Genomic DNA, 20,221 nt, shown 5'->3' on the forward strand with positions numbered 1-20,221 from the left:
AATAATTTGTTAGATTGTCTTCCTTACCTCACCCATTTTAACCCAAAAAAGATAACTTGTAAAACTATTTCATTTTGGAATTATTCCATTACAGAATGATAAAATAGTCCCGCATTTTTTTATTTTGTGCTGCATCCATACAAAAACACACGCCTTTTTTTGGCGTGTGAAATGGGTGGTTACGGGATGTTTTTTTCTTTCATCCATGTGAAAAAGATGCGGTTTAAACGCTGATACAGTTCTCGTTCCCCTTCCTCCTGAAAGCCCGCCATGCTTTCTCCGCTTTCAATAATGGCAGAGCTGATCGCACTCAAAATCTCTGATCCTTCAGCTGATAATGTGGCCGGCGCCATCATGACGAGAATTCTTGTCATATCGAGGGTATTTCCGTCCATGCCATTGACTTCAAAAGATGTGCTGAGGTCAACAATTTTGAAAAAAGGCAGGACGATATGATCATTTTTGAGATGATACAGCGCCATGTTTGTACCCGGTATGCCCAATCCCCCTTGTTTTTCGCGTTCTGCAAGACAATCCGCCGCTTTTTTCGGATCTCGGATGAGGCCATCCTTTTTCAGCTGTTGAAAAAGCTCAAACAGCAGCATGCCGTGATCCGTCTTTGTTTGCATTTCAGTGAGTGAAAAATGGCGCAAGACGTCTTGAATCACCGCCATGTATCGTCCCACGCTTTCCGCCGCTGCCAGCATGTCAGGGATGTCGGCTTGCCGCGTTTCTTCCTTCGGGCTTCTTTTTTTCTCAAGAATGAGCGGGATTTTCCGCTTGATATACTGCTTCACCTGGTTTGCGTCTTCCTCATTTAAAAGCGGGCTGACCATAATATAATCGACGTTTGGATAAGGGATCGGCACAGTGGACACAATCATATCATAGGCATGAGTGTCGCGGTCCTTAAGCTCGATCAGCGATGACATATCAAACGATTCAATTTCAGGCAGCTCTTTCTTCAATCTCGAAGCAAGCATTTTCGAAGAACCGATTCCGCTTGAGCAGACAACAAGCGCTTTCACTTTTGCTTCTTCTTTTTTGATTTCAAGCGCTGAACCGAAGTGAAGAACGATAAAGGCGATTTCATCATCAGAAAAGGACATGTCCGGGAAGAATTTTTCCACGCCCTCTTCTATCGCCATATACAGCAGAAAATAATCGCGCTTGATCTGTTCCTTCATTGGATTATAGATGTCGATGTTTTCTTTCATGCGGCTGATGGCCGGCTCCAAATGGGCAATCAATCCTTCATATAAAGAGTAGTTTTTCGTCAGATCCATTCTGATTTTTTCTGAAATAAAAGCGATCAGCCGTTTTGTTTGCAAGGCTGTTTCAAGCTCTATTTCCTGCGCTTTGTATTCTGTTTTGTATTTGCGGTTGGCGCTTCGCAGGTGGATCGTAATATAGCCGACCTCCGCTTCCGGGATCGTCACGCCGAAAGCATGTTCAAGCTCGCCCGCGATTTCAAGAGCGGAGCTGTATTCTTTTGCACTCTTGAGTTCATCAAGCTCGCTCTCTTCCATGCTGATCGTTTCGCCCAGTTTAATGCGTTCGATCGCAAACGTCAGATGAACGACAAGCGCTATATAGGAGCTGTCAGATAGAGAAAATGCGATTTTTTCTTTCAGCTGGAATAAAATCCGCTCCATTTTTAACAGCTCACCTTTGCTGACAACCCCGAACATCTTCTCGGTGGAATCGGCTTTTCCTTTAATGTTTAATTCAACCGCTTCCAAAAACATTTGGATGTCGAGGCGGTTCACAATCAGATTGCCGACAATTTTTCGTTTCGCGTTCTCCGGACCCATCAGCTGGATGCCAAAGCCTCTTTTTCGGATCAGTGTTAACCCGAACGGAGAAATCCATTTCTCCAGCTCATCTAAATCGTAGCTGACCGTAGCATTGGTGACCTGCAGATCATGAGCGAGCGTATACAGCTTCACCGGTTCTTGGGACTCCAATAGCGAACAGAGAATCAGCAGTTTTCGTTCGTCGGCGCTGTATTCATGCTGTTCATGTGACAGCTCGGTGAGCAGCTTTTGTTTATCTTCGGGATTTCCTACCGCCTTCAAACCTTTGCCGGGCTGTTTATCGAGCTTGAGCCCCATAGTCTCCATCAGCGGCTTGATTGATTTCAGCTCCCTGTGAATGGTTCTGGTGCTCACTTCCATCAGCTCCGCCAGCTCCGTTACGGTTACATACCGGTTCAGTAATAATAAATGCTTTAAAAGCTTTTGTTCTCTTGCAGTCATATACATAAAAAGGCCTCCAGACATTCGTGATGTGCGGATGAAGTCGCATGGAGATATAGGAAGAGGAAAAAAAGAGGTTTTCTTTATTAATATAAAGCGCTTTCAAACAGGATTCAATCACTTATTAATGGGAATTTGGCACTAAGCGGTGTGACAATATTGAAAAAGCATCAGCCGTTATGCTGATGCTTTTTCTTTATGGTATATCGCGGCCTTGTACGGCTGTATAAATACGGAACCACTGATCCTGATCAAGCTTATACGCCAAGGCGTTTACCGCGGCGGAAATACGCTCTCGTTTTCCGCTTCCGACAATCGGCATGATGCCGGCCGGATGCGTGAACAGCCATGCGTACATCACCTCGTCCAATGAGGCGGCACCGATTTCAGCCTGAACAGTTTCAAGCGCCGTGCGAATGCGCCGATCTTTTTCCGTGTTTCTGGCGAATACTTTACCGCCTGCAAGCGGCGACCAGGCCATCGGAGAAATCCGTTTTTCCTGACACAGGTTCAATGTGCCGTCCTGAATATTTTCTAATTCATATGCGGAAAGCTCAATCTGATTGGTGACAAGCTTTTCAGGCAGATACGATTCCAGCATCCGATATTGATAGCCTTTAAAGTTCGACACACCGAAATATCTGACCTTGCCGGAGCTTTTCAGCGCATGAAACGCCTCAGCTACTCCTTCCGGGTCCATGAGCGGGTCCGGTCTGTGAATCAGCAGTACATCGATATAATCCGTTCCGAGATTCAAAAGCGACTGTTCAACAGACGCGAGAATGTGTGTTTTGCTCGTATTATAATGGTGCGATTTGTGAGCAGGGCGCTCAGGTGATTCAAGAACGATGCCGCATTTTGTGACCAGCTCTATGTTTTCCCTTAATCCGGGTGAAAGGGCAAGAGCATTTCCAAACCCTTTTTCGCACGTGTAGCCCCCGTAAATATCCGCATGATCAAAGGTGGTGATGCCTTGATCGACACACCACTCAATGAGACTGAGCAGCTCAGCGTCTGAATAGTTCCATTCATTCAGACGCCAAAGCCCTTGTATCACTCTTGAAAATTGAAGATCCTCCGCCAAATGAATACGCTGCATGCAAAATCCCTCTTTTCTTTATAAACCGGGTTTTTGCCCCTTACTAGATCATTCGGCCTCAGACGCCCTTTTTCCTTTCACTCCCGTTAAAAAGGTTTTATTTCGATTGAAATTGCTTTTTTGCTTTTTCGACTACATAGCGGCTGCCGCCGTGATCTTGAACATTTTGAATCATCATCGCGACAAGCAGGTCTTTGTTTTTATAGTCATAGCCGACGAACCAGCCATTTTCGGTGCCGTCTTTATCATCCTTTGATTTTTTCAGCTCGGCTGTTCCCGTTTTTCCAGCCACAGTGATTCCTTTTACGACAGGCTGATACGCTGACCCGCGCTCATCTTCGACTACGCCTTTCAATCCTTTTGTAATATCGGTGGCTCCTTCTTTTGTGAGCACTTGTTTGTGCCAGACATCAGCGGTTTGTGAGTCTTTCTTGATAAGCGTCGGTTTCACGAGATCTCCATTATCGACAAATGGCGTGTAAGCCGTCGCTAGGTGAAGCGGAGACATTTGCATTTGTCCCTGCCCGTAGCCTGTATCCGCAAGCAAAATGTCTGAGTCAAGCTTGTCGTTTGCGATTGACGATTGCTGGACTGGGAATTCAAATGGAATATCCTCTGCAAACCCAAATGTTTTCATGCCTTTTGTAAAGGTGTCCGCTCCCATGTCAAGCGCGTTTTGCGCAAAGTAAATATTGTCTGATGTGATCAGGGCATGTTCCAAATCCACTTGCTCTAGGCTGTCAGACACTCGTGTAACAGAGTAGCCGCCCCAGCTTGAATCTTTCTGCCACTGTTTCCCTTTGATTGTTTTCTTCTCTGCGGCTTTAAGCGTGCCGTTTTTCAGGCCGATAGCAGCAGCGATCGGTTTAATCGTGGATCCTGGTGCATATGTTTTGTTGAATTTCGCAGAAAACGGATTGTTTTTGTCTTCGTTTAGTTTTTTCCATTCTTTATCGCTCCATCCGAAGATAAATCCGTTTGGATCGTAAGAAGGCGCGCTGACAAGAGCCAGTGTTTCACCTGTCTGCGGCTGCAGTGCGACAGCCGTCCCGCTGTCATCCTTCAGCTCGTCATAAAGCTTTGTTTGCGTTTTGATATCGATTGTGAGATGTAGATCCTCACCGTCTTTCGCTTTCGTTTCAGCGATGACTTCGCCGGTTTGCGGAACGTAGATTTTCCATCCTGTTGTGCCTCTGAGCTTGTCTTCATACACATTTTCAAGACCTGCGATTCCGATGTTTGATGTATCGCTGTATGTTCCGTCTTTCTTTTTCTTCAGTTCTTCCGCCGTAATCGCGCGAACGTAGCCTGTCAGATGAGCTGTTTTTTCGCCATACGGATAATAGCGCGAGCTGACATTTGTTCTTGTGACGCCTTTTAATGCCGTCACTTCAGACACTAACTTTTCTTCGTCCGGTTTTACTTTTTTGACCGGCACGAATGAATCATCTTTGACCCAGCTTTGTTTCAGCTTCTGGTTGATGTCATCTTCAGTTAGATCCAGTTTTTTCGCGAGCTCTTTTATGACTTTTTCTTTTTTATCGTCAAGTTCTCCGGGAATAATTCCGATTTCCGGAACATCTGTGTTGACAGCTAAGCCTTTCCCGTTTTTATCGTAGATTTGGCCGCGTTTCGGTTCAATGCTGGCGATTTGAACGGTTTTGTCATCAGCCAGCTGCTTGAAAATAAACGATGGGTCCCAATCTATATTCCATGACTCCTCGTCATCTGTTTTTTCTTTTTTCAGCACAGCGGTATTTTTAAAGCTGACTTTGCCCGCATTTGTGTCCATGCTGACTTTGTATGGGATGTGCTTCATCGTTTTATTGTCTTTATCATCCTCGTCCACTTTTCCCGCAGTGACTTTCAGATTTTTTACGCCTGCCTGCTCATAGATGGTTTTATATCTGCTGACGAAATCCTTTTTGGAGATTTCTTTTTTTACATCTTTGGTCAGGCTTTGATACATGTCATCGAATTGCTGATCGTTCCACTGTTTTACGAATGCTTCCATTCGGTCCTCTGGTGAATCTGTTTTGGAGCATCCGATTAATCCGATCAGCCCGATACATAGAAATAATAATAGAATACACTTTTTATACATGACTTTCCCCTGCCTTCCACTTGTTATTTTCTCTTAAATGAATTAGTACGCGCAAGATTTTTTTGAAAATGAAGGAAAAGGTTCATCGATTTTGCAGAAATCTCCTTTCGTTTCCTGTAAACTATTTGAAAAGAGGAAAGAAGGGATCGCATGGTCAGAGAAGCAGCTATGCTTCATATTAAAGAGGGGCTTGAACAAGAATTTGAGGACGCGTTCCGGCTGGCGGCGCCGATCATTGCCGGAATGAAGGGCTACATCACACATTCTTTATCAAAATGTATGGAAGAAACACATAAGTACCTGCTGCTCGTAGAGTGGGAAACGCTTGAGGACCACACTGAAGGCTTTCGCGGGTCTTCCGAGTACAAAGAGTGGAAAGCCTTGCTGCATCGGTTCTATACGCCGTTCCCGACGGTTGAGCATTTTTTCGATGTATCATAGATTTATATCATATAAAGCGTAAAACCGATGAGAGAAACAGACCAAACGAAAACGGCAGTATAGATGTTAAATGCTCCTGAGCTGTCGTTTTCTTTTTTGCGCTCTTCAAGCCCCTGCATAAACATGACCGCACCAAGAAAGACGAGCATGACCGATTGGATAACAGAGGTGTGTTCCGTATAGTTAAAAGCGATAAGCGCCAGTATGATAATGATAACCGCAAAAGACATTTTAAAAATGCGAAACAAAAGGACCATCCTTCCTTATATACGAAATATTGAGCGTTATGCCTATATTTGCCTTTGCCCTCCATTATTCTAGCGCACTTTTTTTGTATATAGAACATGAGACGGGGAAATTTAAGTTTCTTTTAATATTTGAATTCATATAAAAAAACGCGCCAGTGATCATGCGCGTTTTCTATGAAACTGATAATTCTCGATAACCTATTCCTCGGAGCACTTCGGCCATTGCCTGATAGCCATTGCTATTCGGATGGACACCGTCGAAAGACAGGTATTCCTGCTCTTTCCCTTTAAAGACACTGTAAACGTCAGCGATTTTCACATGAGGCGCTGATGCCAGCGTTTTCAAATGCGAATTAAATGAAGTAATCCATTGATCAGCAATGCCAATGCCGGGAAACGGGTTGTATAAATTAAAAACACGGATGGCGTAAGGTGATGGATCTGACCCTTTGATGTTGGCGATTTGGGCAATCATCTTTTCAAAATTCTCATGACAATGCGCGGACGCACGTCTGAAAATCGTTTCATCCTTAGAAGATTGATAGGATAATACAGATTCAATGAGATCATTTCCGCACCCTGTGATCGTAATCATATCAGCGGCTTGAATTTGTTTTTGCACATAGGGATATGACAGGAGCCCGAGGATTTCCTCTGTATCAAGACCGGATTTGGCGAAAACCGATACGGCTGTTTTTGATTTCAGATCGGCTTCCATCATGTCTCTGAAGCGCTGGACAAATCCTGCAGAAAACAGCCCAGAGCCTCTCCCCGTCGTTAGAGAATCTCCGAGCGCTGTATACTGAAGCACCATGATTTTTCCTCCACTCATGAACGTCGATACGTTAATGTACGCAGCAGAGAAAAGATCGGCTACTTATGGATACCCTATTTTTCTGGAAATCTGTAAAGCGGCTTGTTTTACCTTTTCCGTTAAGTACGGCAGCCTGTCTTCTGTAAATCTCGCTTCAAACCCTGCAATACTGATGCCGGCCGCCACCTGGTGATGATGGTTAAAAATCGGAGCGCCAATAGCGGCCGTATAGTTTTCGAGTTCTGAATAGCTGACGGTATAGCCATTTTGCACCGAGGTCTCAATCGCCTCAAGAAGCTTTGACGGTTCTGTAATGGTCCCTGAACCGATCGGAAGGAGCTCTGTCTGTTTGATGTACGCTTCAATTTCTTCACGGGGCAGAAAGGACAAAATGCTTCGGGCACATGCCCCGGCGTACAGCGGAGAGCGGCGGCCGATTGCAGTGTAAAGTCGAACGGTCTGTGTCCCTTCAATCTTCTCCACATAGATCGCTTCATTTCCGTCCCTCATGATCAAATGAACGGCTTCATCTACTTCGCGGCAAAGCTCTTCCATCACAGGCTTGGCTATTTTTCTGATATCGAGTCTGTCCGCGACAAGCTGTCCGAATTCCAAAAACACCAGTCCAAGCGTATAAACGCCGGATGGGTCTCGATTGAGGAACCCCATTTCTTCCAGTGAGCTGACCATTCGGTGAACAGAGGTTTTCGGCATTCCTGACAGGGAAACGAGTTCGCTTAAAGTAAGGCTTGGTTCATGCAAAAACAAATTGAGCAGCGCCATAGATTTCACTACGGTTTTGTTTTTATTCTGCATCATTCCATCCCCTTTGTTATGTCAGCCATTCCATTTTCATTCTTGTTTTCAGTTCTTTTAGATGCGCTTCCCGTTCAATGAAAAGCGCTTCCGCTTCTTGAAGGGATACAGGCTCAAATTGGACGTGCTCACCCGGCATGATTTGCGAGGCAATCGGAAGATCAGCTGAAATGATGTGAGCGATCCTCGGATAACCTCCCGTCGTCTGGCGGTCTGCAAGCAGGATAATCGGATTGCCGTCAGGCGGCACCTGAACTGTTCCAAATGTAACCGCCTCTGACACCATCTCAAGCGGCGCCTTCAATTCAAGCGGTTCCCCTTTGAGCCTGTAGCCCATACGATCGGACTGCGGAGTGACACGAAACGTTTCTTCATAAAACCGGGTTTTCGATTCTTCTGTAAAAAAAGAGAATTGTTTTCCTTCCAGCACTCGGATCACCGGATTCTTTTTTAACGGCAGAAATCTGTATCGGCTGACTGACCAATTCGGCGCCGCAAATCCTCGCTGGCCAAGGTGCTGGTTCAAGCGGGAGACGATGGTTTTCGAAAGAGATGACATCTCTCCAATCGGCAGTTCATCTTCCTTCTGAAGCGCTCTTCCGCGAAATCCGCCGATGCCAGCTCTGACATACGTGCTTTTGCTTTCCATCACAGCAGGTACATTGAAGCCGCCGGCTGTCGCTACATAAGCGCGGCTGCCGAGTTTGCAGGGGCCGAAGGTGACCGTGCTGTTTCCCTTAACGAGCACAGGTTTCCAAAGGGGCGCTTCCTCATCATTCACACGCAGGGTAAAGTCCGCTCCTGTTACAGCAATCAGCATTGGTTCTGACACATAAAGCGACGGGCCGGGACCCATCAGCGTAATTTCAAGGCCGGCTTCTTTTTCGCTGTTTCCGATCAGCAGATTGGCAATTCGAAGCGACACCGTGTCCATGGCGCCGCTTGCCAGCACGCCGTATTTTTGATACCCCGTTCTGCCTATATCCTGAACCGTTGTGAGCAGTCCGGGCTTTAACACTTTCATGCTCAATTGGACTCCTCCTTATAGGCGTGATAATCATCCTCTGAGATGCGGACAAATGTAACAATATCTCCTGCTCTTAATAACGTTGGCGGGTTTTCCTGCGGCCGGAATAGAGCCAGCGGCGTTTTTCCAATCAGCTGCCAGCCGCCTGGTGTCGAAATCGGATAAACACCTGTTTGCAGTCCCGCAATTCCGACTGAACCGGCGGGAATCGATGGTCTTGGCGATGATTTCCTTGGAGCTGCAATACGTTTGGACATCCCGCCTAAGAAAGGAAACCCCGGTGCAAAACCCAGCATATACACCGCATAGTCACCGCCTGTATGAATCTCAATGACCTCTTCGGGTGTCAGATGATTGATCTTCGCCACCTCTTCTAAATCAGGCCCGAATTCACCGCCATAGCAGACGGGAATTTCAACGACGCGGCGGCTGCTTTCATAATCAGCCGTTAATTCTCCGAGCCGCTCATGAACATCGCGTTTCACCTTCTCAAAAGGCGAGCTGATGCCTTGAGGCAAATGCTTATACACTTCATACATATCATAAAATACGGTAAGACTCGTAAAAGCCGGGATACATTCAATGAATCCCGGAAACGGCTGTTCTTCTATATAAGCGGCAGCGGCATGGACAAGACCGTTTACTTGCGCGCTTATTTCTTCTCCAAATCGGATCATCATTGCAGAATCACCGAGCTGTTCGATTTGTAATCGTTCAGTCATCTTTCTCACCTCGTTTATTTCTCGTTCATCAGGAGGACGAGAAGTTACAGCACCGCAAGCGACTCGTCTCGAATATCTGTGATGAGCATATGCCCCGGCGCATGTGTGATGACCATTTCAGGTTTTACATTCATAGCCACATCTTGCGGAGTTACCCCGCATGCCCAAAATAAAGGAACCTCGCCTTCACGAACAGAAACGGCATCTCCGAAATCTGGGTTGCTCAAATCCTGTATGCCGATCGCTTTTGGATTGCCGATATGAATCGGTCCTCCGTGCACAGCCGGAAAGCGCGAGGTCACCTGTGCGGCGCGTACAGCGAGCCGTTCAGGAACCGGTCTCATACTGACAACCATCTGTCCATGAAACGGCCCCGCCGGAACACAATCTATATTCGTTTTGTACATTGGAACGTTCGTCCCCTCGTCGATATGTCTGACGGGTATTCCATTATTGATCAATGCTTGTTCAAAAGAGAAACTGCATCCGATCAGAAAGCCGACAAAATCGTCCTCCCAGTATGGCGTAATATCAGATACTTCTTCCGTTAAGATACCGTGCCTGTAAATACGGTATTTCGGAAAATCCGTTCTAATATTCGCATCCGGCGCTGCATGCAACGGCACAGGCGAACCGGATTCCGTCACATCAAGCACCGGACAGGGTTTTGGATTCCGCTGGCAAAACAGCAGAAAGTCAAATGCCAGATCTTTTTTCAAAATCACAAGGTTCGCTTGAGCATAGCCGCCTGACATTCCGGCGGTCGGCCCGTTTATTTTCCCCTCTCGAATAAACGCGCGCACATCTCTTGGCGCCATCTTGTTCAAATGATCCACTCTTATCAGCTCCACAATTGAGGAAGTTGTGTAAATAACGTGTAGACGCCCATAATCGCCATGACGATGACAACCAGTGCACCTGAGCCTGTCAGCCAAAGCGGATGCTTATAATCACCGACAATGTTTCTCTTATATGCGGCAATAAGCAGCGTTCCAAGCGCAATCGGCAGAATCAAACCGTTCAGAGATCCGACAAGCACGAGAATTTTCGCCGGCTGGCCGATGGTGACGAAGGCTAATGTAGAAACGACAATAAAACCGATAATAATACCGCGCGAATTCTTTTCAATTTTTGGAGAAAAGGTTTTGAAAAACGAAACAGATGTATAGGCTGCCCCAATAACAGATGTAATCGCCGCAGACCACATGATCAATCCGAAAATTTTATAACCGACATTTCCAGCAGCAAGCTTGAAGACAGACGCCGCAGGGTTGCTTTCGTCGATGTGCAGGCCTTTTGACACAACGCCAAGCACAGCTAAGAAAAGGGCGATCCGCATGATGGATGTAATTAAAATGCCGATAACTGAGCTTTTTGTCACCTGGGGGATGGATTCCTTGCCTTTAATCCCTGCATCAAGCAAACGATGTCCGCCGGCAAATGTGATATATCCCCCGACGGTTCCGCCGACTAATGTGACAATTGCGAATATACTGATATGTCCAGGGGCAAACGTGTTAGCCACAGCCTGTCCGACCGGCGGCGCTGTGGTGACCGCAACAAAGACAGTTAAAATAATCATGACGAAACCCGCGATTTGCGTAAAGCGGTCCATCGCTTTTCCTGCTTCCTTGATGACAAAAATCAGAATGGCGATGACGGCGCTGATTAAGGCGCCTGTTTCTGGTGTAATACCGAATAAGACTTGAAGCCCGAGCCCGGCACCTCCGATATTCCCGATATTAAAAGCCAGGCCGCCAAGCACGACGAGAATGGCGATGAAATACCCCAGTCCGGGAAGCACCATATTCGCAATTTCCTGACCGCGTTTTCCAGAAACCGCGATGATGCGCCATACATTGGTTTGGGCAAAAATATCTAAAATAATAGAGATTAAAATAACAAAACCGAAGCTTGCCGCGAGTGTGTTTGTGAATGTTGCGGTTTGTGTCAGGAATCCCGGGCCGATTGCTGATGTCGCCATTAAGAAGGCGGCCCCCATCAGCAACGACCAGCTGCCCGTTTTTTTTCCTGCTGTTTTTTTCTGCTGCTCCATCTATTTTCCTCCTTCTGATTACTTCTGCGCTGAAATAGCAGTCACTTCGATTCCGGCCGCTTTAAGCTCTTTTCGTATTTTTCGCGCAAACGTCAGCGCATGGGCACCGTCTCCGTGAATGCAAACCGTATCTGCTTTTAAGGACACATCATGTCCTTGCTGGGATTTGACCGCTCCCTCTTTTACCATTTTGATCACCTGGCTGACAGCGGCATCGTCGCTTTCAATCAGCGCATCAGGGTGAGAACGCGGTGTCAGTGTGCCGTCCGCTTGGTATGTTCTGTCGGCGAACACTTCACTTGCTGTTTGAAGCCCGATCCGTTCTCCTGCTTTTACAAGCTCGCTCTCAGCAAGGCCGAAAAGAATAAGTCCTGGATCGACCTTGCAGACAGCTTTTGCAATGGCGTCCGATAGCTTCTGATCGACTGCGGCCATATTGTACAAAGCACCGTGCGGCTTGACGTGCTGCATGTGAAGTCCTTCCGCTTTTAAAAACCCTGACAAGGCGCCAATTTGATAAACCACAAGATCATACGCTTCCTCTGGAGAAATCGCCATATTTCGACGGCCGAAGCCGAGCAAATCCGGGAGTCCCGGGTGAGCGCCGATTTTCACGCCTTTTTCAGCAGCAAGGGCAACTGTTTTCCGCATGACACTTGGATCCCCTGCATGAAATCCGCATGCGACATTCGCTGAAGTGACAAACTCTAAAATATCTTGATCAAGACCTATCGTATAGGCTCCAAAGCTTTCCCCTAAATCACAATTTAAATCAACTTGAAACACAGAATCCCTCCTGCCAAGCAAACGATTGCTTTATGTATTTTATTGTTCCGAAATTCGGAACGACTATTCCGAATTTTTGAACTTTATTTCATTATATTCAATCATATCAGTTTGTGAAATAACTTTGTTAGAAAACCTACCATGGTCCTAGAAGAAAATCTCCCTGATAAAAAAAGAAAAGAGTCCTTATCTCAGGACTCTTTTCTTATAGTACCCAATGGCGTATCGCTTTAGCGACGCCATCTTCTATATTTGTATCAGTGATCCAATCAGCCGTTTCCTTCACGACGTCTTGAGCATTGCCCATCGCTACGCCCAGCCCCGCTTCCTTGATCATCGCGATATCATTCAGGCTGTCGCCCATCGCCATGACATTTTCCATCGTAAAGCCGAGTTTTTCAGAAACCTTCGCAAGGGCTGCGGCTTTGTTGATGCCGAGCGCGTTGACCTCGATGTTTGTCGGGCTTGAGTTTGTGATTTCGAGCTCTTTATTTTTTCTGAGCTCCGCCAGCACTTCGTTTCGGATGTCGTCATCCTCTATGTCAAATCCGAATTTAAGCCATTCATGATCAGTGATGTTTTCCGGGAACTCGCCTCTCCACACTTTGTTAACAGTTGAAGCCCAGAAATTAGTGTTGTGCTTATTCCGCAAATCCCACATCATTTTGATATGATCCGTGTGGAGCAGCTTGCGTTCCACTAAATTAAAATTCGAGTCCCAGATTTCGCTGCCGTTAGCCGTGATTAAAAAAGATGACAGCTTCAGCGACTCAGCCAGCTCCCGGCACGTCATCAGCGTCCGGCCCGTACTGATGACCACGTAAACGCCTTTATCCTCCGCCTCACGAATCGCGTTGCGGTTTTCGTCTGAAATCAGCTGCTCGTCATTCAGCAGTGTTCCGTCCATATCAATAGCAATCAGCTTGATATTCACATCTTCTCTTTGAACAGACATATATGTACCTCTCTTTATCTTTTAGTTGTTCTGATTCTATTCTAATACATTATACCCAGCGGAACAAAACAGCCATTTCACATGTTTCAAGTGGAGACATTAGAGGAAAACAAATGGTGAGGTGATAAAACATGAAAGAGAGAAAACAGCAGAACCGACCTAATGAAAACCCCGAACATAATGACTTGACCGATCCGATACCGAATGAAGAGCTGAAGGAGAACATGAATGATGAAAAACAAAAGCGGCAGCAACGAGATGACTCACAAAGCGAACGGGATTACGATACGAAATAATAGAACCCCTCACAAATCGTAGTGAAGGGTTTTTTTCATGTTTCAATATAGATGCCGATTTCAGCTTCAGCAACAGGCTGCCCGCCCACTGACGCCTTGGCATGTCCAAACACAAATCCGCGCCGGTTGCGGGTGACTTCAAACGTAAGATCAAGCCGGTCACCGGGTATGGCCGCGCCCAGCTTTTCCGCTTTCTTCACGGATGACAATAAGCCCAAGCTGTTCTCATCTGTAATCCCTGTAAAAGCCGCGGTTTGCGCAAGTGCTTCAATTACAAGTGAAAACGGCATTTCTGTTTGCGTGTCAGTGATAAACCAGTCGTTCTCACTGACCAGCTTATAAGCAGCTGCATGCTTGCCGGGCTCGCTTTCCGTCACGCCGTCAATTAATAAAAATGGGTAGCGGTGAGGCAGCATATATGGTTTCATCGTTCTCCACCCTTTCTTTCATTTCATCAAGCATTATCGCTTTTTTGCGTATGTATTCATTTTGCTGCTCTTATCTCACTGAACGGATAAAAGACAAGAGACTCAGTCCCAATGATATCTTCATCAGAAGGCATCCCCATTCCGTTTCTGCTGTCCATCGAATTAAGACGGTTATCTCCCATTACAAAATATTTGCCGGCAGGAACCTCAGCTTCAAAATCACTCGTGAGATTTTCCCCTGACGCTTGCATTTCTTGTTTATACTCCTTTAGATATGGTTCGTCGACTTTCTTACCGTTTATGTATAGCTGATCATCCTTCATGATAATGGAGTCGCCAGGCAAACCGATTAACCGTTTTATAAATGAACGGCCGCTCTTTTCGTCACGAACCACGATGATGTCGCCTCTATGAAACCCGCCCGTATATTTGGCTGCTTTGTCAACCAAAATTCGTTCTGAGTCTTTTAGCGTCGGAGCCATTGATGAACCTTCAACGAGATAGGGCATATAAAACGCCATTCTGATCATGAAAATGAAAGCTAGAATACATGCAGTACTGAGTACAATCCATTTGGTTTTTGATTTTTTCTTTAATGTAATCGTTTTTGCGTTCAACTTCTTCCACCTGATACCTTCCTAAGAATTCCATGTCATTATACAGCATTTGGATCTTTTTGGTTAGTGATCTGTTAAAATTTTTGTAAACGGCCGGAGCAACCATTCGTCCCGGCCTGCATGTTTATAAGTTTCTTAAACGCACACAAATTTCGTCAGTGACCTCTTCCGTCGTGCTTTGTCCGCCAATGTCGCGTGTTTTAATGCCGTCAGCCGTGACTCGTTCCATCACATTGAGGATCTTTGCCCCCAGTTCTTCCTCTCCGAAATGGTCAAGCATCAGCTTCGCTGTCCAAATCTGGCCGATTGGGTTGGCAAGGCCTTGGCCGGCAATATCAGGAGCTGAGCCATGAACCGGTTCGAACATGGATGGGTACTTGCCGGACGGGTTCATGTTCGCAGACGGCGCAATGCCAATGCTTCCCATCAGGCTTGAGCTGATGTCGGTTAAAATATCGCCGAACAGGTTGCTTGCCACAATGACATCAAACGTTTCCGGACGCGTCACAAAAAAAGCGGCCAACGCATCAATATGCTGGGATGACGTTTCAATCTCGCTGTAATCAGCGGCAGTCTGCTGAAAGACTTCATCCCAAAACGGCATCGCGTGATAAATGCCGTTGGACTTTGTCGCGCTTGTCACATGACCGCGCCGTTTTTTCGCCAATTCGAAGGCAAAACGCATGACACGTTCTGTCGCTTTTCTCGTAAACACGGCATTCTGGATGGCGATTTCATCGTCACCCCTGTGAATGCGTCCGCCGACTTCACTGTATTCACCTTCACTGTTCTCGCGAATCACCACTAGATCAAAATCGTTCGGATGCCGCAGAGGCGACGTGATGCCGTCCATTTGTTTGGCCGGTCTCATATTAATAGAAAGCTCAAGCTCTCTCCGGATCTTCAGCAGCAGCCCCCATAAGGAAATATGGTCGGGAACCAGTTTCGGATTTCCGACCGCTCCCAAGAAAACCGCTTCAAATTGAGTGAGCGTATGTATTCCGTTCTCAGGCATCATTTCGCCGTGCTCCATATAATAGTCACAGCTCCATGGAAATGACGTAAATGAGAATGATAAACCTCCGTGCACCTCAGCTGCTGTGTGAAGCACTTTCTCAGCAGCGGCTACCACCTCTTTTCCTACTCCGTCTCCCGGTATTGCCGCAATCTCGAATTGTTTCATCGTCATTCTCCTCCCCTGTTATCGTAAGCGTTTTCTATTATACTAGATGGCGAGATGGTAAAAAAAGCCCGTGACGTATAGTCACGGGTCCGGTTATTGATTCAGTTTTTTTAAAACGGTGGCATGCAGCGGTTCATGAGACGGAATACCGCACACCTCGTGAAGCACTCCGCTGTATCCTTTTTCCGCGATCAGCGCTTGCAGCTCGACCGCTTCCGGATCACCGGCAAAGTCGAATCGCAGCGCCGCAGCAATGCCTTCAGCCAGCGCATTCGGCTCTTTGATTTTCTTCGCCGGACCTACAAGCCTGTCATTTTCTCCAAGCTTTCTGAGCGGCGATCTCGCCACACGGGTCACATCGTCGGTGATGAATTCATTTTCAAAGCGGCCGATGATTTTTTTAATATATTGCTCTTGTTCTGATTGCTTAAAATGATACGTTTTGATGAGATAATCACCGGTTTCAAGCAACGCCGAGTGAACAACACGGCGGATTTCCGGGTGATCGATCGCTTCTTTTATCGTTTTTAATCCGCGCTGATAGCCGACATAGGCCGTTACAGCATGGCCGGTATTAACGGTAAACAGCTTTCGTTCGATGTACGGCGTTAAATCATCAACAAACAGCGCGCCTTTTATTGCCGGTGTTTCCCCTATAAAGCCTGATTCGTCGATGACCCATTCAAAGAACGGCTCAACCGACACTTTGAGCGGATCTTCATGATGCTGAATCGGCACGATCCGGTCAACCGCGGAATTCGGGAATCCGACAGTGTTGCCGACAGCCTCCTGCTCCGCCTCTGTTAAGTGGCTGTATACTTCTTTTTTTAAGAAACTGCTTCCGCCAATCATATTTTCACAGGCAATGATATTCAGTGTGTCGGCAGAGCTTCTTCGTCTTAAGCCTTCTGCGATAGACGGGGCAATCAGCTTCAATACATTCGGGCCGACAGCCGTCGTGATGAGCGCCGCCTCATTGATCAGCCGATACAGCTCCTCCGGCTGGCTGCCGCTGTTGATGGCGCTGACCGGGCCGATCACCTCTGATGAATGACCCTCTTCAGCGAGCTCCACCGTGTATTTCCGTTTTTCATTAAGGCGGCTGACCATCGTATCGTTCACATCCGCAAACACCACATCATAGCCGGAGTGGTGAAGCAGCGCACCGATAAAGCCCCTCCCGATATTTCCCGCGCCGAAATGTAAGGCAATCATGCTAGTTCACCTCGTTGAAAATCGCGATCAAATCTTCTTCGCTTTTCGCAGAAATCAGGCGTTCAATGTTTTCTTCTTCTGAGCAGATGATGGCGATGTTAGACAAAATGTCTAAATGCTCGTTATTTTTTCCGGCAATGCCGAATACGACTTTGGCTGTGTTTCCTTCTCCATACTCTACTCCGCCAGGAATTTGAATGATTGAAATCCCTGAGTGAAGCACTTCGCTTTTGGCATCTTCTGTGCCGTGGGGGATGGCAATAAAATTCCCCATAAAGGTAGAAGATGTTTCTTCCCGTTCAAACATTTTATCAATATAATTGTCTGTCACATAGCCGTTGTCAATCAGCGTTTGGCCCGCCAATCTGATTGCTTCTTCTTTTGTTGCAACCGTTTGATTGAGTTTGATGTTTTCTTTTGCGAGTACTTGCATGAGTATCACTCTCTTTCTATGAGATTACTTTTTTAGCTTTTCAATAAGCTCGTCATATTTCGGACTGTTTAAGAAGTTATCCACTGATAAGTGCGTCGCATTCGGCAGCTTTGCCTTTGCTCGATCTGTTAAGTCTTTGTGGGTAATGACAATATCCGCATCGCTCGGCAGATTGTTAATCGCCGTGTTGGTCACACTGATATCCAGGTCTGCTTTTTTGACTTTGTTTCTTAAAATCGAAGCCCCCATCGCGCTCGAGCCCATTCCGGCGTCACATGCGAAAATAATGTTATTGACGCTTTCAGGAGACAGCTCAGACGCTTCCTCAGCTTTTGCTTGTTCTGCCTCTAAAGCAGCGGCAGCTTGGCTTTTCTTCCCCTTCATGGACTGCATTTTTTCTGTTGCGGCAGCGAGGTCTTCTTCGCTTGCTTTTGAAGATTTCAGGATCACTGCTGATACGATGAACGAAACAGCCGCAGCTACTAATACACCTGCCAATACGCCGAAGTATCCGCCTCTTGGCGTCATGGCCATCAATGCGATAATGCTGCCTGGTGACGAAGCTGCGACCAGACCGGCGTTAAAGATAGAGAACGTCAGGAGTCCGCTTGCTCCGCCTGCAATCGCTGCCAGAATCAATGCCGGCTTCATTAAAATGTACGGGAAGTAAATTTCGTGAATCCCCCCGAAGAAATGAATGATTGCCGCTCCAGGAGCCGTTGATTTTGAAGAGCCTTTTCCAAAGAACATATACGCGAGCAAAATGCCGAGCCCCGGTCCAGGGTTTGCTTCTACTAAAAACAGAATTGACTTTCCGGTATCGGCTGCCTGCTCGATTCCAATCGGACTTAAGATACCGTGGTTGATCGCGTTATTTAGGAACAAGACCTTCGCCGGTTCCACGAAAACGCTTGCAACAGGCATCAAATTAGCGTTTACAATGACCTCTACACCGGTCGCCAGTAATTGATTTAACGTTAGAACGACTGGGCCGATCGCATAAAACGCGAGAATCGTTAAAGCCGCGCCGACAATCCCTGCTGTAAAGTTGTTGATCAGCATTTCAAAGCCTTGTTTGACTTTATCCTTGAACAATTTATCAGTCTGTTTAATGAGGTATCCGCCCAGCGGACCCATGATCATCGCACCTAAAAACATCGGAATATCCGACCCGACAATTACCCCAATTGCCGCCGTCGCCCCGACGACTCCGCCGCGGTGGTCGTAAATCATTTTTCCGCCTGTATACGCTATCAAAAGCGGCAGTAAATACGTGATCATTGGGCTGACAAGCGTGTTCAGCTGTTCATTTGGAAACCATCCCGCCGGAATAAACAAAGCGGTAATGATGCCCCACGCGATAAACGCGCCGATATTCGGCATGATCATTCCGCTCAAATAACTGCCAAAGCGCTGAACTTTCACTTTCATGCCGCCTTGCTGCTGTTCTTGCTGCATATATAAACCCTCCCTGTTTTGTTTGTCGCTAAAAGAATGATAATGTAAGAGAATGATGCTTCCCTTTGACTCTATATTAAAACGCTTACAACGTGTGCACAATTGAAAGTAAAGAGGACTTTGGCACACGGGTGTGACAATTTTTTAAAAATAAAAAGGCTCCTGTTTTAGGAGCCCTTTCTCTTTCCTCTATAAATAATCTTGCCGTTTTGGACCACATACTTCGCGATCATCCGTTCACTCACAATAAATACAGGATAGGCGCACACAAGCGCAAAAACAGCCATCGGCACATGCTGAACGGCCGGAATCATTGAGCCTGCCGCATTGCGAAGGAGCATCAAAAGATAAATAAGCAGCACGATGAGTGCCAAAGACACAATCATAATCGGAGCTGATACTTTATATTCGTAAAGCCGTTCCCGGCAGTGTCCGCAGCGAAATTGGCACGGGACATTTGACGATCTGACCATGTCGCCTGTCAAAGGTTTGCCGCAGTTCGGGCATACTGTTTCTTTCATATGGTATTTTCACTCTCCATTCATATGCCCATTATACCAGAGACCATCCTGTTTCGTTTTGTTACTGTTCAACACATTTTCACATTTTTTATCACCAGCATACTTGTCTCGGTCTTTGAAATCCTCTACGCTTAAGAAGATCTTAATGAAGGGGATGTATGAATGCTTCCGATTAATAGACAGCAGCACATACTTGAGTGGCTGAAAAAAGAAGGCGCGCTCAGAATTTCTGATATCAGTCAGCGGTTCGGTGTGTCAGAAATGACAGTATACAGAGATGTGAATCAGCTTGTCCAATCAAACCAGGTGATAAAAACGGCCGGCGGCATCACGCTCCCAGTCCGTGCGCCTCAGGCTGATCACACGTGCAGCTATTGCCTTAAGCCAGCCAATCAGGCTTATTCGGTCCAGCTGATTACGGTGACACAAGACATTGAACAGCTGTGCTGCGCACATTGCGCGTTTTTGCGGTATGCAGATAAAACGGAAGAGGTTTCTCATTTGATTTGCAAAGACTTTCTGTTACAAACTACGGTCAGTGCCGCTTCGGCTTATTTTGTTGTAAACGCTGAATTAAATCTGCACTGCTGCCAGCCGCAGGCCATACCGTTTGCGACTCTTGACCATGCTGAACGTTTTCAAAAAGGCTTTGGCGGAGCCGTCCGCACCTTCGATCAAGCGCTGGAAGACATGCTGAGAGACAGAAAAAAGCACTGCACCTGCACCAAGAAATAACACAATATA

General features: G+C 46.6%; 22 protein-coding genes. 3 read left to right on the forward strand and 19 right to left on the reverse strand.

What is annotated here, in order from left to right; genetic code table 11:
- Nucleotides 1-179: 179 nt before the first annotated feature.
- The 3 genes from M1D69_RS18820 to M1D69_RS18830 form a co-directional block, all read right to left on the reverse strand.
- Nucleotides 180-2,264, reverse strand: a complete 2,085-nt coding sequence (locus M1D69_RS18820; RefSeq protein ID WP_458105214.1) for a BglG family transcription antiterminator — start codon at nucleotides 2,262-2,264, stop codon at nucleotides 180-182.
- Between the two features lie 190 nt (nucleotides 2,265-2,454).
- Nucleotides 2,455-3,357 carry an aldo/keto reductase gene (locus M1D69_RS18825; RefSeq protein WP_458105213.1) on the reverse strand — a complete coding sequence of 301 codons (903 nt, stop codon included), beginning with the start codon at nucleotides 3,355-3,357 and terminating at the stop codon, nucleotides 2,455-2,457.
- 97 nt (nucleotides 3,358-3,454) lie between these two features.
- On the reverse strand, nucleotides 3,455-5,461 hold the full coding sequence (locus M1D69_RS18830) for a penicillin-binding transpeptidase domain-containing protein (RefSeq protein ID WP_458105212.1): 2,007 nt from the start codon (nucleotides 5,459-5,461) through the stop codon (nucleotides 3,455-3,457).
- Nucleotides 5,462-5,611: 150 nt separating this feature from the next.
- Between M1D69_RS18830 and M1D69_RS18835 the strand changes: the two genes are divergently transcribed.
- Nucleotides 5,612-5,902 carry an antibiotic biosynthesis monooxygenase family protein gene (locus tag M1D69_RS18835; RefSeq protein WP_458105211.1) on the forward strand — a complete coding sequence of 97 codons (291 nt, stop codon included), beginning with the start codon at nucleotides 5,612-5,614 and terminating at the stop codon, nucleotides 5,900-5,902.
- A 2-nt stretch (nucleotides 5,903-5,904) separates the two neighbouring features.
- Here M1D69_RS18835 and M1D69_RS18840 read toward each other — a convergent pair whose 3' ends face one another.
- The 9 genes from M1D69_RS18840 to M1D69_RS18880 form a co-directional block, all read right to left on the reverse strand.
- Nucleotides 5,905-6,150: a YczI family protein gene (locus M1D69_RS18840; RefSeq protein WP_326057934.1), complete on the reverse strand. Its 246-nt coding sequence runs from the start codon at nucleotides 6,148-6,150 to the stop codon at nucleotides 5,905-5,907.
- A 172-nt stretch (nucleotides 6,151-6,322) separates the two neighbouring features.
- Nucleotides 6,323-6,964 (reverse strand): GDSL-type esterase/lipase family protein, encoded by a 642-nt coding sequence (locus M1D69_RS18845; protein WP_458105210.1) that lies wholly within the window; start codon nucleotides 6,962-6,964, stop codon nucleotides 6,323-6,325.
- 63 nt (nucleotides 6,965-7,027) lie between these two features.
- Entirely contained in the window at nucleotides 7,028-7,780 is a 753-nt protein-coding gene (locus tag M1D69_RS18850; protein WP_458106118.1) for an IclR family transcriptional regulator, read from the reverse strand.
- Nucleotides 7,781-7,796: 16 nt separating this feature from the next.
- A complete protein-coding gene (locus tag M1D69_RS18855; RefSeq protein ID WP_458106117.1) occupies nucleotides 7,797-8,804 on the reverse strand; it encodes a 5-oxoprolinase subunit C family protein in 1,008 nt (335 codons plus the stop codon).
- Nucleotides 8,805-8,806: 2 nt separating this feature from the next.
- Nucleotides 8,807-9,529 (reverse strand): 5-oxoprolinase subunit PxpB, encoded by a 723-nt coding sequence (pxpB, locus tag M1D69_RS18860; protein ID WP_458105209.1) that lies wholly within the window; start codon nucleotides 9,527-9,529, stop codon nucleotides 8,807-8,809.
- 44 nt (nucleotides 9,530-9,573) lie between these two features.
- Nucleotides 9,574-10,347: a putative hydro-lyase gene (locus tag M1D69_RS18865; RefSeq protein WP_458106116.1), complete on the reverse strand. Its 774-nt coding sequence runs from the start codon at nucleotides 10,345-10,347 to the stop codon at nucleotides 9,574-9,576.
- Nucleotides 10,348-10,370: 23 nt separating this feature from the next.
- Nucleotides 10,371-11,585 carry an NRAMP family divalent metal transporter gene (locus M1D69_RS18870; RefSeq protein WP_458105208.1) on the reverse strand — a complete coding sequence of 405 codons (1,215 nt, stop codon included), beginning with the start codon at nucleotides 11,583-11,585 and terminating at the stop codon, nucleotides 10,371-10,373.
- Between the two features lie 18 nt (nucleotides 11,586-11,603).
- Nucleotides 11,604-12,371, reverse strand: coding sequence for a 5-oxoprolinase subunit PpxA (gene pxpA / locus M1D69_RS18875; RefSeq protein WP_458105207.1), 768 nt, complete (start codon nucleotides 12,369-12,371; stop codon nucleotides 11,604-11,606).
- Nucleotides 12,372-12,576: 205 nt separating this feature from the next.
- Nucleotides 12,577-13,326, reverse strand: coding sequence for a Cof-type HAD-IIB family hydrolase (locus M1D69_RS18880; RefSeq protein ID WP_024120241.1), 750 nt, complete (start codon nucleotides 13,324-13,326; stop codon nucleotides 12,577-12,579).
- A gap of 131 nt (nucleotides 13,327-13,457) precedes the next feature.
- On the opposite strand from M1D69_RS18880, the gene M1D69_RS18885 reads away from it, so the two are divergent.
- Nucleotides 13,458-13,622, forward strand: a complete 165-nt coding sequence (locus tag M1D69_RS18885) for a hypothetical protein (RefSeq protein ID WP_024120240.1) — start codon at nucleotides 13,458-13,460, stop codon at nucleotides 13,620-13,622.
- A gap of 35 nt (nucleotides 13,623-13,657) precedes the next feature.
- Here M1D69_RS18885 and M1D69_RS18890 read toward each other — a convergent pair whose 3' ends face one another.
- The 7 genes from M1D69_RS18890 to M1D69_RS18920 all read right to left on the reverse strand — a co-directional run bounded on the left by M1D69_RS18890 (nucleotide 13,658) and on the right by M1D69_RS18920 (nucleotide 19,477).
- The gene (locus tag M1D69_RS18890) at nucleotides 13,658-14,050 is read right to left on the reverse strand and encodes a 3-hydroxyacyl-ACP dehydratase FabZ family protein (protein ID WP_458105206.1); all 393 of its coding nucleotides are present in this window, start codon (nucleotides 14,048-14,050) and stop codon (nucleotides 13,658-13,660) included.
- Nucleotides 14,051-14,106: 56 nt separating this feature from the next.
- Entirely contained in the window at nucleotides 14,107-14,667 is a 561-nt protein-coding gene (gene sipU / locus M1D69_RS18895) for a signal peptidase I sipU (RefSeq protein WP_458105205.1), read from the reverse strand.
- A gap of 124 nt (nucleotides 14,668-14,791) precedes the next feature.
- Nucleotides 14,792-15,856 (reverse strand): tartrate dehydrogenase, encoded by a 1,065-nt coding sequence (locus M1D69_RS18900; RefSeq protein WP_458105204.1) that lies wholly within the window; start codon nucleotides 15,854-15,856, stop codon nucleotides 14,792-14,794.
- An 87-nt stretch (nucleotides 15,857-15,943) separates the two neighbouring features.
- Nucleotides 15,944-17,065, reverse strand: a complete 1,122-nt coding sequence (locus tag M1D69_RS18905) for a mannitol-1-phosphate 5-dehydrogenase (protein ID WP_458105203.1) — start codon at nucleotides 17,063-17,065, stop codon at nucleotides 15,944-15,946.
- 1 nt (nucleotide 17,066) lies between these two features.
- Entirely contained in the window at nucleotides 17,067-17,498 is a 432-nt protein-coding gene (locus tag M1D69_RS18910) for a PTS sugar transporter subunit IIA (protein ID WP_458105202.1), read from the reverse strand.
- A 24-nt stretch (nucleotides 17,499-17,522) separates the two neighbouring features.
- A complete protein-coding gene (locus M1D69_RS18915; protein WP_458105201.1) occupies nucleotides 17,523-18,956 on the reverse strand; it encodes a PTS mannitol transporter subunit IICB in 1,434 nt (477 codons plus the stop codon).
- 167 nt (nucleotides 18,957-19,123) lie between these two features.
- Nucleotides 19,124-19,477: a hypothetical protein gene (locus M1D69_RS18920; RefSeq protein ID WP_458105200.1), complete on the reverse strand. Its 354-nt coding sequence runs from the start codon at nucleotides 19,475-19,477 to the stop codon at nucleotides 19,124-19,126.
- 162 nt (nucleotides 19,478-19,639) lie between these two features.
- Here M1D69_RS18920 and M1D69_RS18925 point away from each other — a divergent pair, with 162 nt between their 5' ends.
- Nucleotides 19,640-20,212 carry a DeoR family transcriptional regulator gene (locus tag M1D69_RS18925; RefSeq protein ID WP_202646946.1) on the forward strand — a complete coding sequence of 191 codons (573 nt, stop codon included), beginning with the start codon at nucleotides 19,640-19,642 and terminating at the stop codon, nucleotides 20,210-20,212.
- Nucleotides 20,213-20,221 lie beyond the last annotated feature (9 nt).

It is taken from the genome of Bacillus sp. PK3-037, assembly GCF_054161355.1.

Bases quoted from the DNA above. Each gene is read 5' to 3' on its own strand.
- M1D69_RS18885 (WP_024120240.1), top strand. From the start codon at position 13,458: ATGAAAGAGAGAAAACAGCAGAACCGACCTAATGAAAACCCCGAACAT.
- M1D69_RS18865 (WP_458106116.1), bottom strand. From the start codon at position 10,347: ATGGCGCCAAGAGATGTGCGCGCGTTTATTCGAGAGGGGAAAATAAAC.
- pxpB (WP_458105209.1), bottom strand. From the start codon at position 9,529: ATGACTGAACGATTACAAATCGAACAGCTCGGTGATTCTGCAATGATG.
- M1D69_RS18825 (WP_458105213.1), bottom strand. From the start codon at position 3,357: ATGCAGCGTATTCATTTGGCGGAGGATCTTCAATTTTCAAGAGTGATA.
- M1D69_RS18830 (WP_458105212.1), bottom strand. From the start codon at position 5,461: ATGTATAAAAAGTGTATTCTATTATTATTTCTATGTATCGGGCTGATC.
- M1D69_RS18900 (WP_458105204.1), bottom strand. From the start codon at position 15,856: ATGACGATGAAACAATTCGAGATTGCGGCAATACCGGGAGACGGAGTA.
- M1D69_RS18910 (WP_458105202.1), bottom strand. From the start codon at position 17,498: ATGCAAGTACTCGCAAAAGAAAACATCAAACTCAATCAAACGGTTGCA.
- M1D69_RS18905 (WP_458105203.1), bottom strand. From the start codon at position 17,065: ATGATTGCCTTACATTTCGGCGCGGGAAATATCGGGAGGGGCTTTATC.
- M1D69_RS18850 (WP_458106118.1), bottom strand. From the start codon at position 7,780: ATGCAGAATAAAAACAAAACCGTAGTGAAATCTATGGCGCTGCTCAAT.
- M1D69_RS18915 (WP_458105201.1), bottom strand. From the start codon at position 18,956: ATGCAGCAAGAACAGCAGCAAGGCGGCATGAAAGTGAAAGTTCAGCGC.
- M1D69_RS18880 (WP_024120241.1), bottom strand. From the start codon at position 13,326: ATGTCTGTTCAAAGAGAAGATGTGAATATCAAGCTGATTGCTATTGAT.
- M1D69_RS18820 (WP_458105214.1), bottom strand. From the start codon at position 2,264: ATGTATATGACTGCAAGAGAACAAAAGCTTTTAAAGCATTTATTATTA.
- M1D69_RS18925 (WP_202646946.1), top strand. From the start codon at position 19,640: ATGCTTCCGATTAATAGACAGCAGCACATACTTGAGTGGCTGAAAAAA.
- M1D69_RS18835 (WP_458105211.1), top strand. From the start codon at position 5,612: ATGGTCAGAGAAGCAGCTATGCTTCATATTAAAGAGGGGCTTGAACAA.
- M1D69_RS18845 (WP_458105210.1), bottom strand. From the start codon at position 6,964: ATGGTGCTTCAGTATACAGCGCTCGGAGATTCTCTAACGACGGGGAGA.
- M1D69_RS18890 (WP_458105206.1), bottom strand. From the start codon at position 14,050: ATGAAACCATATATGCTGCCTCACCGCTACCCATTTTTATTAATTGAC.
- M1D69_RS18920 (WP_458105200.1), bottom strand. From the start codon at position 19,477: ATGAAAGAAACAGTATGCCCGAACTGCGGCAAACCTTTGACAGGCGAC.
- M1D69_RS18855 (WP_458106117.1), bottom strand. From the start codon at position 8,804: ATGAAAGTGTTAAAGCCCGGACTGCTCACAACGGTTCAGGATATAGGC.
- M1D69_RS18870 (WP_458105208.1), bottom strand. From the start codon at position 11,585: ATGGAGCAGCAGAAAAAAACAGCAGGAAAAAAAACGGGCAGCTGGTCG.